Here is a 14,271-nt window from a genome sequence, read left to right as displayed (position 1 = left end):
CACGGAGAGCCCACCTCATGAGCCAGCCCTTTGCAGTCGACGCCAATGCACGCCGCGCCGAAAGCGAGCTATACAACGATGATCTCGCGCCCACCGGCGTTGCGCAGCGCACATGGCGCTGGTATCACTTCGCGGCACTATGGGTAGGCATGGTGATGAACATCGCCTCCTACATGCTCGCCGCCGGCCTCACCGAGCAGGGCATGGCGCCATGGCAGGCCGTGCTAACCGTGCTGCTCGGCAATCTGATCGTGCTCATGCCGATGCTGCTGATCGGTCATGCGGGTACGAAGTACGGCATTCCTTATGCGGTGCTCGTGCGAGCGTCGTTCGGCACCCAGGGCGCCAAGCTGCCAGCCATGCTGCGCGCCGTCGTGGCGTGCGGCTGGTACGGCATTCAATCATGGCTTGGCGGCAGCGCCATCTACACGCTCGTCAACATCCTCACGCACAACGCGCTGGTGGGCGACGCACTGCCGTGGCTCGGCATTTCGATCGGACAGGCTAGCTGTTTCCTCGTCTTCTGGGTGTTCCAGCTGTACTTCATCCTGCACGGCACCGATTCGATCCGCTGGCTCGAAAGCTGGTCCGCGCCCATCAAGGTGGTGATGTGCGCAGTGCTCGTGTGGTGGGCATGTTCGAAGGCAGGCGGCGTGGGCTCGATGCTGTCGCAACCGTCACAGTTCGCCGCCGGCGGCAAGAAGGCGGGCCTCTTCTGGGCGACGTTCTGGCCGAGCCTCACGGCCATGGTGGGCTTCTGGGCCACGCTCGCGCTCAACATTCCCGACTTCACGCGTTTCGCAAAAACGCAAAAAGACCAGTTCGTGGGCCAGGCCATCGGCCTGCCCATTCCGATGGCGTTGCTCTCGGTGGTCTCCGTGGTCGTGACCTCGGCAACGGTTGTGATTTACGGAAGGGCGATCTGGGACCCGATCGACCTCACGAGTCGCATGGAGGGCGTCGGTGTGGGCATCGCGCTCATCATCCTCACACTGGACACGATGTGCTGCAATCTCGCCGCGAATCTCGTCGGGCCAGCTTACGACTTCTCGAGCCTCTGGCCCAAGGGCATCTCGTACAAGACGGGCGGTCTCATCACCGCGGGTATCGCCATCGTGATGATGCCGTGGAAGATCCTTGCCACCACCCAGGGCTACATCTTCACGTGGCTCGTCGGTTATTCGGCGCTGCTTGGGCCTGTGGCCGGTATCCTGATGGTCGACTACTTTCTCGTTCGCAGCACACGCCTCGACACGGCCCAGCTGTTCGAGGAAAACGGCGAATACGCCTACTCGAACGGCTGGAATCCGGCTGCCGTGATCGCGCTGATCGCAGGCGTGCTGCCGAACCTGCCGGGCTTTCTCAATGTCGCGTTCCCGAATGCGTTTGCCGCCGTGCCCGATGCGTTCAAAAGCATTTACACCTATGCGTGGTTCGTGGGGCTCGCCATTGCGGCGCTCGTCTATGGCGTGATGATGAAGCTCGGCAAGAGCCGGCGCCCACGTGTTGCGAGCGCGTGAGCGTTTCAAGCGTGAATGTTCAACTGAAGGAGACTTGGCATCATGGCGATCCTGATTCGAGGCGGCACCGTCGTCAATGCAGACAAGAGCTGGCGTGCGGACGTGCTCTGCGAACACGGCGTGATCCAGAGCGTTGGCGAGAACCTCGACGCGCCTGCGGGCGCGACCGTGGTCGACGCCGGCGGCCAATATGTGATGCCTGGCGGCATCGATCCGCACACGCATATGGAGCTGCCCTTCATGGGCACGACCGCCAGCGACGACTTCTACACGGGCACGGCGGCGGGGCTTGCGGGCGGCACGACATCGATCATCGACTTCGTCATCCCTAACCCGAAGCAACCGCTGATGGACGCCTTTCGCGAGTGGCGCGGCTGGGCAGAGAAAGCCGCTTCCGACTATGGCTTTCACGTGGCGGTGACGTGGTGGGATGAAAGCGTGTATCGGGACATGGGGCTCCTCGTGAACGAGCATGGCGTATCGAGCTTCAAGCACTTCATGGCCTACAAGAACGCCATCATGGCCGACGACGAGATTCTCGTGAACAGCTTTGCGCGCTCACTCGAACTGGGCGCGCTGCCTACCGTGCATGCGGAAAACGGCGAGCTCGTATTCCAGTTGCAACGCCAGTTGCTTGCGCGCGGTTTCACGGGGCCCGAGGCGCATCCGCTTTCACGGCCACCCGAAGTCGAAGGCGAGGCAGCGAATCGCGCTATCCGCATCGCGCAGGTGCTCGGCGTGCCGGTGTACATCGTGCATGTCTCGGCGAAAGACGCGCTCGAGGCGATCGCGCGCGCACGCGGCGAAGGGCAGCGCGTATTCGGCGAAGTGCTCGCGGGGCATCTCGTGATCGATGAGTCGGTCTATCGCGACCCGGACTGGACGCGCGCCGCCGCCCACGTGATGAGTCCGCCGTTCCGTACCCAGGAGCATCGCGACGCGCTCTGGCGCGGGCTTCAGGGCGGCCTGCTGCACACCACCGCAACCGACCACTGCGTGTTCTGCGCTTCGCAGAAAGCCATGGGCCGCCATGATTTCACGAGAATTCCGAATGGTTGCGGCGGCGTGGAAGATCGCATGGCGGTGTTGTGGGATCAAGGTGTGAACACCGGCCGGCTCACGCCGAACGAATTTGTGCGCGTCACCTCCACCAATGCGGCGCAAATCTTCAACCTGTACCCGCGCAAGGGCACGGTGGCCGTGGGTGCCGACGCCGATCTCGTCGTCTGGGATCCCGAGGCCACGCGCGCGATATCGGTCAAGACGCATCATCAGAACGTGGACTTCAACGTGTTCGAAGGGATGACGGTTCGCGGCGTGCCGACACACACCGTCTCACAAGGCGAACTCGTGTGGGCGGACGGCGACCTGCGCGCGCGGCGCGGAGCCGGGCGTTATCTGAAGCGGCCCGCGAATCCCGGCTATCTGCAGGCCTCGCGCCTCGCGAAGAGCCTGAAGCAGACGCAGCCGGTGCATCGGGAAGGTGACGCACCACAATAAACACGGCAACGCGTGGAGGCATTGCAGGGGATATCGGGGGCTCGACGCGACAGGATTCGCGTTGCGCCCCGGTAGTTCGAGTGCAAACCGGTCGGCGCTTTTTATCTGCGTCGGAGTTCGCCATCGAGCGATCAGATACAAGAACAGCGCGAGCCGGGGTGCGGTCATGGTTGAATGAGTAATCCGTATCTCGCGGTTAGTGTTTCCCGCGTTCCGCGATCCATGCGCTATCCGGTCGCTGTTCGAGTCAGCGATTCACAGGCCTGCCAGAGGCGTCTTGCATCGGTTCCGTTTCTTGCCTGACTGGCGACGTTCGCTGGTCCCACGACTCGACCACGTGTTTCGAACAATCCGAGCGGACCATAGTAGCCGCCGTCGACGACATCGGCCGCGGTTGCGGCATAGAGCGTGGAAAGCGCGCCGGTCTGGTCACTGTTGAACAAGATATCGATCAGTCCGCCTAGCGCAGAGCGGACGATCGGGCTTGCGGCAAAATGGTCGGCACGGAACAGATTCGTATTGGCGACGCCGGGATGCGCGGCAACGGACATCACGCGCGATCGTGCGGCGCGCAACCGGCGATCGAGTTCGAACGCGAACATGAGGTTGGCGAGCTTCGACTGTCGATAGGCGGTCATCGGACGGTAACGACGGGTTGCCTGAAGGTCGTCGAAGTCGAGCCGCCCGGTCTTGTGTGCGATAGAGGCAACCGTGACCACGCGCGGCCGCTCGGCAGACGCTCCTGCCGCCATCTCGAGCGCAGGCAACAGCAGGCGCGTCAGGGCGAAATGCCCGAGTACATTGGTGCCGAACTGCAATTCGAAGCCGTCGACCGTTTCGAGGCGTCGGCGGGGCGCCATGACGCCCGCATTATTGATGAGGATGTCGAGCGGCCGGCATTGCGCGAGTTCGCGATCGCAAAAGGCGCGCACCGAAGCAAGGCTTGCGAGATCCAGTCGTTGAAGCCGCAATCGGGCGGCGGGCAGTTCCCTCTGCAGACGGGACAGGGCATCGGCGCCGCGCTGTTCGTCACGGCAGGCGAGTACGACTTCCGCGCCTGTGCGAGCCAGTATTGCAGCGACGTGATAGCCGATGCCGCTGTTGGCCCCCGTGATGATGGCGCGTCTGCCGTGCTGAGGCGTGATGTCGTCGATGCTCCATTGTTTGTTCTGGTTCATTGGCGATTGTCGAGGGAAGGCCGTTAGCCGGAGAGAATGCTGATTAGCATACCCCTTGCACGCGCGCCGCATGTGCTGGACATTCTCGGGTTTCGCACGGGTCCGGCGGCTTCCTGAGTCGGGCGCGCAGCGCGCGCATGTAATGCGTGTGAAACGCAAGGCGGGCGTCCTGACCCGTTACATCAGCCGAAGCACGATTCTCTGAAGGAGGGAGGGCAGGTCGCGTCGAGCGTCGACCACGAGATGAACGAAAACGGTCTCGTCGCGGACCTGATAAATGATCCAGTTCTTGCCGGAAAGTCCTTGCCGGAAACCGTCCTCGAAGAAGCCCTCAAGCTCGGCAGGCGCATGACCGCTAGCGGGGAACTGACGAATGTGCGTGATCGTTTCCTGCAGTTGCGTCGATGGTATTGTCAAGTTGGCGCCGGGGTCGACGAATATAATGGGGCATGAAGAAAGCTTCCGTTTCCGTTTTGCTGTCGGCCGAGGCGCCGATTTCGTTCAAGGGCTATCGATTTCCGCCGGACATCATCAGCTACGCGGTGTGGGTCTACTGCTGGTCAGCTCTCTCCTCGTTCAAGAGGAAGCGATATTCCCTCTCCGGACGCCGATTCCGCTAGCTGCGCCGCTGCGATAGTTGCTCCATCCCGAACTCCGCGGCGCGCTGCGTCGCCATTTCGTTTGCGGCAATCGCCCATTTGCCACACGCCGGGCGGTCCCCGGCTACTTCTCGTCATGGCTCACACCTTTGGACTACATCATGAGCGAGTACGTCAGAACTTACAGAGGGTTGGAGATCTATCCCCTCGTCTATTCCCACATTCCCCGGGAGGCCGTTGGGTCATTCGACTATGATGCCGGCTTTGACGCTGCCGTCAGGATATGCCGCCGAGGCACCCACGACACACTGACGGCCAGCCGCGTATTTCGGATCCCACATCGTGCGCCGTTTGGCGATGCGGGCGAGGCGCGCATGGCATCCAACGACTATGCGGAGCGCCTGATTGATGGCGAGGTTGACGGGCAGTCTATGCGTGATCTATGAGCGAACGGCGATACGGTCCAATGCGCGAGGAAACGTGAATGCAGCATCTATGCTAGGCGAGAAGAACTATGAGGTCGTCGCCTCGTCCCGCCGGACGATAAATGGCGCCGTTCCGACCTTGAAGGTGACCCGCCTTTACGACAAGCGGGTTATCTATCCGTTTTGCGGTTGCCCGGACATGCCTCTATTCGACGATCCACAGAGCGCGAAGAATTTTGCCGAGGTGTACGGCTGGCAACTCGTGAAGGGCGATATTGCGGTTCCAGAGTGATCTGAGGGACCACCGTCGAGAGCCGCCGATTACGCTTTTCGGGTTGCATCGAGATAAGGCCAAACGGGCAGGAAAATTTCATGGATTCTCAATGCTGCTAACGGCTATACGATTGCATACGTTCCGCAGGATACGATGGTGACGAGCCCGAGCGGTTTTTTCTTCCCGAGACAGGCGACTATTCTTCGTGACGAGCCAGCACGTCCTCATTGACGAGCCGAGCGGCCATTACCCTAACCGCATCGAAATCGAACCGCGCGTCGATCCGGCGAACCTCGGTGCTTCCACGTTGATTTCAGTCCCGCTTTATGTCGACCGGCCGGGCAACCGTGCGGCAGGCACGCGACCTAATTGCGAGCGCCTCGGCGTATTTTCGAGTCAACCCATGCCTGCCGAAAGGGGCGTTGCGTCGTACACTGTCAAATTCGACATAAAAGGAGGTCATCGTGAGCAAAGCCCATGACGCCAAGAAGACGGAAAAGAAAGTCGCCACGAGGACGCCGAAGGAAAAGAAGGACGCGAAGAAGCTGAAGAAGGAGGCTTCGAAGCGTCGGTGATCTTGCAGTGCCACGAGCGCTGCTAAATAGCCGCGGCACACGGTGGCACGATCGAGGTGAGATCGGACGAACAAGAGATGTCTTCATAGTGCGCCTGCCGCGGCAGCAGTTACCCGGCGAGCGCTCAACCAAGGAAAAAATTGACTACCGTAATTCTGAAACCCGACGAGCCCGTGGAAGTTGCAATACGCCGTTTCCGTCGCGCGATCGAGCGCACCGGCTTGATTCCGGAGCTTCGTGCCCGGACAGCCTACGAAAAACCTACCGCAGAACGCAAGCGCAAAAAAGCTGCTGCAGCGGCACGCCTGCGCAAGCAGATCAAACGGTCGTTGCCGCCGAAAAAGCGGTACTGACCGGGAACTGCCGGGCAGCTATGCTGAAGCGGCCGTCTAGTGCCCAGGCAGGCGTCCCGCGTAACCTCCGCATGGGGAACCGGCTCTGATCTGCACCCAGTGGCCGGTTGAATCCGCCTTCGCATACCGGCCACTTGATCTTCTGCGATCGATAGACAGCTTCGGATCGGGTGCTGTCCGCCGGGCTCGTCGACGCAGCCGGCAACAATGAAGCCGCCTCGATGCTCAAGCGTGACGTCGACAACCTGGCCGCGTACTTCGGGCGATTTGCCCCGCAAATACTCACCGCAAATTATGGCACGGAGATCTGGACGCTCTTCGAAGCAGGCCGGCTGCATGTCGATGCCGAACTGACCGGCCGCATCGAGGTCGACACGCGACGTGTGGACCTCGATGGCGTGCCGCAGGAACTCGAAGAGACACGTTTTGAGGAGGACGCGCGAGTGCGGCGACAGCAGGAACTGAGCGCAGGCCGGTAACCATGCTCAATGTCCCCCGAAGATCGTCCGAATGTGAAGGTCTTCGAGGATGACCTTGCCCCTGTTTGGCGAATCCCTTAACCGAGGAAATTACGCAGCCTCGCCTTGCTGGGCTGCGAACCAGTTTTTCTCGAATGTCATGGGACTGACGTAGTCGAGTGTCGAGTGTAACCGGCGTGCATTGTAAAAGCCCAGCCAGTCAATCACCTCATCCATTGCGGCACGCCGCGTGGCGAAGTGCCGGCCATGCATGCGTGCTGCCTTCAGCGAACCCCACAGACTTTCGGTCGGCGCGTTATCCCAGCAATCGCCGCGTCGGCTCATCGACGAACTCATGCCATAGGCCTTCAACGTGTCCTGGAACAGGCCGCTGCAATACTGGGCGGATTCAACCGGTCGCTGTGCACGATTACGCCGGCTTCCGGGTGGCGCCGGAACCACGCCATACGCAGTGCGTCCGTGACCAGCTCAGCCTTCATGTGCGGCTGCATCGACCAGCCCACCACCTGCCGGCTGAACAGGTCGATGATGACCGCGAGGTACACCCACCCCTCGGCTGTCGCCAGATAGGTGATATCGCTCGTCCAGACCTGGTTCGGTGCAGTGGCGGTGAAATTGCGCTCCAGCAGATTCGGCGCCACCGGCAAATCGTGGTTCGAGTTCGTCGTTGCGATGTACTTGCGCTTGTGGCGAGCGCGAATGCCATGCTGCGCCATCAGCTTGCGAACCCGCTCCTTGCCCACGCGCACGCCACGCGCGAGCAGTTCCTTCCACATGCGCGGCCAGCCGTACTCGCCCTTGACCTGCGCGTGAATCGCCTTGATGTTTGCGAGCAGTGCATCGTCGCTCACGCGGCTTCGGTGCGGCCTGCCCTGCGCGGCGCGTTGCCGGCGCTGATGATATCCGCTGGGGCTGACCTCCAGCACTTCGCACAGCACCGAGACCGGCCAGTGGCGTCGATTGCGCTCAATGAATGCGTACTTCACATCGATTCCCTGGCGAAGTACGCAGCGGCTTTTTTTAAAATATCTCGCTCCATCTTCAGGCGAGCTACCTCCGCACGCAGCCGGGCCAGCTCCATCTGTTCCGGGCTTACTGGCCTTGTCCCAGCTCCCGCCAGCTTGCCTTCCCGCTCAGCCTTCACCCAGTTGTACAGCGTCTGTTCAACCACACCCAGTGTCGCCGCCACTGCTGCCATGCTTTGCCCGGCCTTGACCAGTCGCACCGCTTCCAGCTTGAATTCGAGCGTGTACTGTGCCCGCTTTGCCTTGCCTGTCATCGTTCTTCTCCTTGCGTGAGTTTACCTGCTCAGCAAGGGATTCGTTTTTCGGGGGCAAGCTCACTTTATAGAGATGTCGTGTTCTGGCCATTTAGAAATGTCGTGTTTGGACCTCGGTATGCTGGCCGGTTCCTCGTGGGACTACGGAGCCGGCGATGCATCCAGCCACACTGATGACATTGAACGTGCGCGAACTCGACCGGTTGAACGTGATCCAGGCTGTTGTGGACATGGGGCTGAAGCCCGGACGCGCGGCTGAACGGCTGGGTCTGACTGTGCGGCAGATCGAGCGTCTGGTGATCCGATACCAGGAATCGGGCACGGCTGGACTGGCCTCGCGCAAGCGTGGCCGCCAGGGTAACCGGCGTCTGGACGAGAATCTGGCCCAGCGGGCTCTGGCGATCATTCGCGAGCGCTACCCGGATTTTGGGCCGACGCTGGCCTGCGAGAAGCTGCGGGAGTGCCACGGCATTCGCCTGGCCAGGGAAACGGTCAGACGGCTGATGACGGACACCGGCCTGTGGATACCGCGTCGGCAACGCCTGCCGAAGGTCTGCCAGCCGCGCGCGCGGCGCGCGTGCCTGGGCAAGCTGATCCAGATCGACGCCAGCGACCATCGCTGGTTCGAGGAACGGGCGCCGCAGTGGACGCTGCTGGTGTACGTCGACGACGCGACGAGCCGGCTGATGCGCCTGCATTTCACGGCGAGCGAATCGACCTTTGGACGAACGGAGAGTTCGGTTCGCGTGCAAACGGCGGCGCTGTGCGACTGAAGGCGGCCTACGAGCATCCACGGGCATCTGAGTTGCTCCGGCCTTCGGGAACTGGTTTCCCGGTGCTAAGCTTGCGAAAGCCGGGAGGGCATCGACTAGCCTCCGACAGCTGGCTGGTCCAGCCGTCGCACGCGTGCGCCAAAGGCTCACTCCGCAGGACCTGTGCCAGCCGGCATAACGCCGGCAGCCTATCTTCGGCAGGAAACGTACATCGGCGGCATCCAAGGCCCGTGCATACAGCAAAGTGGGCTCGGGTTGCTGGCGGGCGAGGGGATGGACGGCGAATAGTTTTTCTAGCGCGTCCTGGGCGGCCGAAGCATCGCCGTTGGCAAACTGCGCACGCGCCAGCCGTTCGAGTAAGGCCGGATCGGATGAGAACGGCCCACTGGCTGCCGCTCGGTAATGCTCCAGAGCTTCGGCGGCATTTCCTGCGTCGAGCAGCGCCGCACCCAACCGCATCCGATGAGCGACGGTCGGCGCGCGATCGAAATCCGTGTGCGCCTGGCGCACCGCTCGGTTGGGATCGACAAGCTGCGAGATGGCTCTCGTTGCCGTCCTTGCCCCCCGCGACTGGCGCATGGCGGGCAATTCCGGGGGACGCCACGCCGAACCGACGCCGCCTAGGTTCTGAGTCAAGTTGGCGCGATATACGACCAAAGTCCAATTGTCTTTACTCCCGACAGCGTCGATAGTGCTTGAGGGAAATTCCGCACGCAGCACGCAGACCTTGCGGAATCGCCGAATCGGTCAGTTCCCTTGTTCTTTCCGAGGGTCATCGATAGCGGGCGGCCTTTTTTGCCGTCCCCCGCATGAGTCTGGGAGTGTTACATGAAGCGCTTTGTGACTGCCACCTGTCTTTTGGGAGCCGCTATCGTGATGCCGGCATGGGCGCAAGCCCCGACAAAAATGAATCCGCTGAAAATGAAATGCGAGGACTTCGTGGCGGTGGATGAAGCTTACCGACCCGCTGTCGTCTACTACGTGGCGGGAGTCGACAAGCTCGGCGTAACGGAAACTGACACGATGGTGAAGGACACTGCGACACCAATCGGCGCGCTTGTTGCCGAGTGCCAGAAGTCGCCGAAGGCGTCGTTTCGTACGAAGGTCCGGCAGATGTACAAGAGCGGTCAACTCGCTCTTTTCGACCATCACTGAGTGGGCCGGTCGGGTCCATGTCAGTGCACGTGAGAGGACGAGGCGGCCGCGCGGACTGCGGATGCCCGCGGTTGCGTGGATGAGATCGGCGCGCGAACGGCCGCTTGCTGGTGCAAAATGCTCACTCGAGAGTCTGCCTGGCGATACAGGCGACCGGCGCTTCCTGGCCGTTCAGTGCCTCATGCAAGCGGCATATGCACGCCAAGGTAGCGCGATGCAGCGATCGACAGCAGCCGACCCACATCTGCCCTTCGACCCGACGCGATCGCTACGGCAGCTTCCAAAGTGGAAGAGCCATTCGAGCAGCCGTCTTGGCCGGGAAGTTCTCGGCCTTTATAGCTGCCTATAAGGACTTCCCTTTTTTTGCAAGCTGGGGTTGATTTATCCATCCATCCTCGTCCATCCATTCGATTGCCATGTCATCGGGGTACACATTCGGCATTCAGCGGCGAGACAGACTGCACACCTATAAACGGCCTTGTTGAGCACTATCATTGCGGGTGCCCGGGCCCGGATAGTAACCGCGCAGCAGGACTCCATCCGTTGGACGGCGAATACATTTCGTGTAGCGCCTCACAGCTTTTCGAGTTCGCCCGCTGCCGGTCTGACCTGTCGCTATCCTTGCCTTTGCGTCCTGGATTACGAAGTCACGCTTTTAGGTGACGCTGCGAATTTACCTGTTCATGCTGTTGTCCTACCGTGGCTGGCCCGGTGTTGAGGGAGTGGAGACATACGAGGGATCGAAGCGCTCGCCCTTGGCCAGAATTGCCCAGAGGATGCGCGCGTGCTTGTTGGCGACAGCCACCAGCGTTCGATACCAACCCACGCGTGCCTGGAGCTGAACGATCCAGCGCGAGAGCCGGTCGGTTCGTCGATGGGCGCTCGTTACTGCCGAGCGCGCGCCTTGGAACAGCAGCGTGCGCAGATACGTGTTGCCCTGTTTGGTGATGCGGCCCAGGTGGGTCTTGCCGCCGCTGCTCTTCTGTTTGGGCACCGTGCCGATCCAGGCGGCAAATTGGCGGCCGTTTTTGAACAGGCGAGCGTCGCCGACGGTAGCCACCGTGGCCGACGCGGTGAGCGGCCCGATGCCGATGACCGCCATCACGCGCTGCGCGTTGCTGTCGTGCTTCACGTGCGTGGCGACTTGCGCGTCGCACCAGGCGATTTGCTGGTCGAGGCCCTGCAGGTGCTCCCAGCCTCGCAGCAGCGCAGTGCGCGCGACACCGTTCAGTTCGGTGGCCCCGTCCTCCAGTGCCTCGACGAAGTGGGCACGAAATGCATTGATGCCTTGCGGCAGGAACACGCCGAACTCGACCAGCTCACCGCGCAGCCGGTTGACGAGCGCGGTACGCTCCTCAACGAAACCGTCCCGCATCCGGTGCAGCAGCAGCACGTTTTGCTGCTCTGCCGTTTTGACGGCCACGAAGCGCATGTGCGGTCGGCCCGCGGCCTCGCAGATGGCCTCGGCATCGAGCCTGTCGTTTTTCACGTGTTTGCCGCCCTTGCGGTAGGGCGCGGCGAGCTGCGGCGCGATCAGCCGAACCTCGTGGCCGAGCGCGCGCAGCTTGCGCCCCCAGTAGTGGGCTGCGCTGCACGCTTCCATTGCGACCAGGCACGGCTCGAGGTTGGCAAACCATTCGAGAAACTTCTGCCGTGAAATGGCTTTCCTGACCACCACGCGTTCCATGCTGTCCACGCCGTGTACCTGGATGATGTTCTTGGCCAGATCCACGCCGATACGAGTAATCTTGTCCATGACTTTCCCCTTCCCAGATGAGTTGTCTAGCACCAACCATCCTGGCATATCGCTATGCCACGAGATCGGGAAAGTCCTTACTAATTCGTTGGGATTGCTGAGCTGACGAAGAACGGACCAAGCCGGTGCCTACGGCCGCTGTCGCGCGCTCGAGTTGACCGTGCAAGGCTTTGCGATAGACTGCCTTGATCCTAGAGGGGTTTGTCGTGGCTGATCTTAAAACCATGTTGGTCCGTTCGAACGCCGCTTGCGCCCTGATTTGCATGTCGCTGCTGGCGCACGCCGGGACGTCGGCAGACTCAGCCACTGTTACCCGTGCGACTGAGCCTGAAACTTCTGCCTCTGCAGATGTCCTGTCGACTCGGCCTTTCGTTGGCGACGACCCGGTTGCCATCAGGGACGCCTTGGCGGACCAGAGCTTCAATGCCAACTCTCCTTCGTTGAGCGATCGCATCAGGAACCTGATCCACGTCCCTGTCCTTAAGGCGCCAAGCGATCTCGACTTGCCGAAAGCCAGTCTCGACCGCGAGCTGGCTTTCGTCGTACCGGCGCCCTACGGAATACGATATCAGTCAAAGACGCACCTGTTGACGGTAAACGTAGATCTATCCGATGACGACAATCCGGGAGTGATCCTGCTCAAGAAGACCATAACCGGACCACGCGGTCGAGGGCTTGTGGTGGCGCCGGAGGCGAAGGCCAAGGGGTACATCCAACATATCGATCTGATTGAGCTCAAGTCCGGCGAACGGAGCAAAACCAGGGTTCACGGACGCGTGACACTCTCGCAGTCGGCGTTCTACGAAGCGAATGGAGACTTCGCGATTGTGCTGATGTGTAGCATGGCGCCGCCTTACCTGACCGACCGACGCGAACATAGCGATCCCAGCGACGACGAGCCCACAGACATCACAACAAGAACCTCGACGCTGTACACCAACATTCACGCCATCTGGCTGGTGAGCCCGCAGCGGGGTATCGTGCTATCGAAGAAGCTGCATCTGTCGAAGTAAAGAAGTAAAAAACCCTGGATTGTTTTTCGACACAACCTCTCTCGGGGCGCCGGTTTCGAATCAGACAGAGGAAGCCGCAGCTGCTGAGTGTCACCAAGCCGGATTGTGCGCGGGAGACGCCGCTACCTGGAATAGCGGCATTGAACATTAGCGTGAGACAGCGCAGGGACATCTGACATACTCTGCTTGCACGGAGCTGGATCGCGGCGCCGTGATGGTCGCGCGTAAGCTGCGACCCTTTGCAACGGTTAATTGAGGCGGGCAACGCGTCGCTACACCTTCTCTCGTTCGAAAGTGATCGGAGTCAGACTGATCTGCATCGGAAATGCCGACTTCCTTACAGTCCAGCAGGGTGCTCCCCGAAGCGTCACTGGTACCCGACCGCGCAAATTTTTCCATGGACGACGCGTGGTACGTCTATAACACCCGAACGGGGGCTGCGCTCAGATCATCGATGATCTGCTGCGTGATGTTCACGAAACGCTTGGACGGCGTACGGCCCTCCAACAATTCGTGGTTGTTGATGCAGGAAGGCAACTTGCAACGTCCGTTTCCGCTGGGAGGCAAATGGAGAAACGATTGAATGGAGAAGGGATGGATCTGCTGTTCCGTCAGGCTCGAACCCACAATAGCTGGCTGCCTAAGCCGGTCAGTGATGACACATTGCGCGAACTCTACGAGCTGATGAAGTGGTGCCCAACGAGCGCAAACTGCAGCCCAGCACGTATTCTGTTCCTGCGCACTCAGGATGCGAAGCAACGACTTCTGCCGGCATTGGCACCAGGCAATATCGACAAGACGATGAGCGCACCGGTGACAGCCATCATCGCTTATGACGGCAAGTTCTATGACAAGCTGCCCAAACTCTTCCCGCACGCAGATGCGCGAGCCTGGTTCGCCGACACACCGGAACTGGCAGAGGTCACGGCACGGCGCAATAGCTCGCTACAAGGGGCCTATTTCGTCCTGGCTGCCCGCTCGCTCGGACTGGATTGTGGTCCGATGTCCGGGTTCGATCATGCAAAGGTTGACCATGAATTTTTTCCTGCGAGCGCACAGGAGGGCACCTTCCAGCAGGAGTACTTTCCCGACAGCCACATCAAGTCGAATTTCCTCTGCAATCTGGGCTATGGTGATCCGGCAGGGCTGTTCCCGCGCAGCCCACGCCTAGATTTTGACGTGGCCTGCAAATTGCTCTGACCAGCAGGAACCCGGTTTCGCCGTCCGTTGACTAAAGCGGAGAAGCCGACGTTCGAATGTCTGCCTGAAAGCGCGTGCGAACGTTCGAAGCGGGCCGGTCACTGCCTGACGGCGAAATACCGCATTGCGGCCACCAGAGGTGGGCTTTGAATGACGACTTCACGCCCTGAGTCCGTCCGTCAAGTATTTCGA

11 protein-coding genes and 5 pseudogenes are annotated in these 14,271 nt (G+C 61.0%); 11 read left to right on the top strand and 5 right to left on the bottom strand.

Annotated elements, in window-relative coordinates:
- The first annotated feature begins 17 nt into the window (after window positions 1-17).
- On the top strand, window positions 18-1,520 hold the full coding sequence (locus OKW38_RS03080; protein ID WP_090811229.1) for an NCS1 family nucleobase:cation symporter-1: 1,503 nt from the start codon (window positions 18-20) through the stop codon (window positions 1,518-1,520).
- 42 nt (window positions 1,521-1,562) lie between these two features.
- Window positions 1,563-3,020 carry a dihydropyrimidinase gene (gene hydA, locus OKW38_RS03075; protein ID WP_429359920.1) on the top strand — a complete coding sequence of 486 codons (1,458 nt, stop codon included), beginning with the start codon at window positions 1,563-1,565 and terminating at the stop codon, window positions 3,018-3,020.
- Between the two features lie 227 nt (window positions 3,021-3,247).
- On the opposite strand, the gene OKW38_RS03070 is transcribed toward hydA, so the two are convergent.
- The gene (locus OKW38_RS03070; RefSeq protein WP_429359918.1) at window positions 3,248-4,198 is read right to left on the bottom strand and encodes an oxidoreductase; all 951 of its coding nucleotides are present in this window, start codon (window positions 4,196-4,198) and stop codon (window positions 3,248-3,250) included.
- Window positions 4,199-4,375: 177 nt separating this feature from the next.
- Entirely contained in the window at window positions 4,376-4,615 is a 240-nt protein-coding gene (locus tag OKW38_RS03065) for a type II toxin-antitoxin system RelE/ParE family toxin (RefSeq protein ID WP_429332799.1), read from the bottom strand.
- Window positions 4,616-4,647: 32 nt separating this feature from the next.
- Here OKW38_RS03065 and OKW38_RS03060 point away from each other — a divergent pair.
- The 5 genes and pseudogenes from OKW38_RS03060 to OKW38_RS03040 form a co-directional block, all read left to right on the top strand.
- A pseudogene (locus OKW38_RS03060) lies at window positions 4,648-4,752 on the top strand (IS6 family transposase); the annotation flags it as partial.
- 206 nt (window positions 4,753-4,958) lie between these two features.
- Window positions 4,959-5,243 (top strand): hypothetical protein, encoded by a 285-nt coding sequence (locus OKW38_RS03055; protein WP_429332800.1) that lies wholly within the window; start codon window positions 4,959-4,961, stop codon window positions 5,241-5,243.
- A 49-nt stretch (window positions 5,244-5,292) separates the two neighbouring features.
- A complete protein-coding gene (locus OKW38_RS03050; protein ID WP_184040877.1) occupies window positions 5,293-5,514 on the top strand; it encodes a DUF6723 family protein in 222 nt (73 codons plus the stop codon).
- A 697-nt stretch (window positions 5,515-6,211) separates the two neighbouring features.
- The gene (rpsU, locus tag OKW38_RS03045) at window positions 6,212-6,424 is read left to right on the top strand and encodes a 30S ribosomal protein S21 (RefSeq protein WP_090812766.1); all 213 of its coding nucleotides are present in this window, start codon (window positions 6,212-6,214) and stop codon (window positions 6,422-6,424) included.
- Between the two features lie 188 nt (window positions 6,425-6,612).
- Window positions 6,613-6,903: pseudogene (locus tag OKW38_RS03040) on the top strand (PA4780 family RIO1-like protein kinase); the annotation flags it as partial.
- A gap of 90 nt (window positions 6,904-6,993) precedes the next feature.
- Here the strand turns inward: OKW38_RS03040 and OKW38_RS03035 are convergent.
- A pseudogene (locus tag OKW38_RS03035) lies at window positions 6,994-8,182 on the bottom strand (IS3 family transposase).
- 155 nt (window positions 8,183-8,337) lie between these two features.
- Here OKW38_RS03035 and OKW38_RS03030 point away from each other — a divergent pair.
- A pseudogene (locus tag OKW38_RS03030) lies at window positions 8,338-8,922 on the top strand (helix-turn-helix domain-containing protein); the annotation flags it as partial.
- Window positions 8,923-9,171: 249 nt separating this feature from the next.
- Here OKW38_RS03030 and OKW38_RS03025 read toward each other — a convergent pair.
- Window positions 9,172-9,591, bottom strand: a pseudogene (locus OKW38_RS03025) (hypothetical protein); the annotation flags it as partial.
- Window positions 9,592-9,783: 192 nt separating this feature from the next.
- Here OKW38_RS03025 and OKW38_RS03020 point away from each other — a divergent pair.
- Entirely contained in the window at window positions 9,784-10,110 is a 327-nt protein-coding gene (locus OKW38_RS03020) for an HdeA/HdeB family chaperone (protein ID WP_429332812.1), read from the top strand.
- A gap of 694 nt (window positions 10,111-10,804) precedes the next feature.
- On the opposite strand, the gene OKW38_RS03015 is transcribed toward OKW38_RS03020, so the two are convergent.
- A complete protein-coding gene (locus OKW38_RS03015; protein WP_429359779.1) occupies window positions 10,805-11,866 on the bottom strand; it encodes an IS110 family transposase in 1,062 nt (353 codons plus the stop codon).
- 224 nt (window positions 11,867-12,090) lie between these two features.
- Between OKW38_RS03015 and OKW38_RS03010 the strand changes: the two genes are divergently transcribed.
- A complete protein-coding gene (locus OKW38_RS03010; RefSeq protein WP_429332862.1) occupies window positions 12,091-12,879 on the top strand; it encodes a hypothetical protein in 789 nt (262 codons plus the stop codon).
- A 567-nt stretch (window positions 12,880-13,446) separates the two neighbouring features.
- Window positions 13,447-14,079, top strand: a complete 633-nt coding sequence (locus OKW38_RS03005) for a malonic semialdehyde reductase (RefSeq protein WP_429359916.1) — start codon at window positions 13,447-13,449, stop codon at window positions 14,077-14,079.
- Window positions 14,080-14,271 lie beyond the last annotated feature (192 nt).

The organism is Paraburkholderia sp. MM5496-R1, assembly GCF_050436205.1.
Classification (GTDB): Bacteria; Pseudomonadota; Gammaproteobacteria; order Burkholderiales; family Burkholderiaceae; genus Paraburkholderia; species Paraburkholderia tuberum.
Note: the sequence above shows the minus strand (reverse complement) of the source record. Positions and strands in the feature narration are given on the sequence as shown.

Coding starts and splice junctions, on each gene's coding strand:
- OKW38_RS03010 (WP_429332862.1), top strand. CDS start 12,091: ATGTTGGTCCGTTCGAACGCCGCTTGCGCCCTGATTTGCATGTCGCTG.
- OKW38_RS03015 (WP_429359779.1), bottom strand. CDS start 11,866: ATGGACAAGATTACTCGTATCGGCGTGGATCTGGCCAAGAACATCATC.
- OKW38_RS03080 (WP_090811229.1), top strand. CDS start 18: ATGAGCCAGCCCTTTGCAGTCGACGCCAATGCACGCCGCGCCGAAAGC.
- OKW38_RS03070 (WP_429359918.1), bottom strand. CDS start 4,198: ATGAACCAGAACAAACAATGGAGCATCGACGACATCACGCCTCAGCAC.
- OKW38_RS03020 (WP_429332812.1), top strand. CDS start 9,784: ATGAAGCGCTTTGTGACTGCCACCTGTCTTTTGGGAGCCGCTATCGTG.
- hydA (WP_429359920.1), top strand. CDS start 1,563: ATGGCGATCCTGATTCGAGGCGGCACCGTCGTCAATGCAGACAAGAGC.
- OKW38_RS03055 (WP_429332800.1), top strand. CDS start 4,959: ATGAGCGAGTACGTCAGAACTTACAGAGGGTTGGAGATCTATCCCCTC.
- OKW38_RS03050 (WP_184040877.1), top strand. CDS start 5,293: ATGCTAGGCGAGAAGAACTATGAGGTCGTCGCCTCGTCCCGCCGGACG.
- OKW38_RS03005 (WP_429359916.1), top strand. CDS start 13,447: ATGGAGAAACGATTGAATGGAGAAGGGATGGATCTGCTGTTCCGTCAG.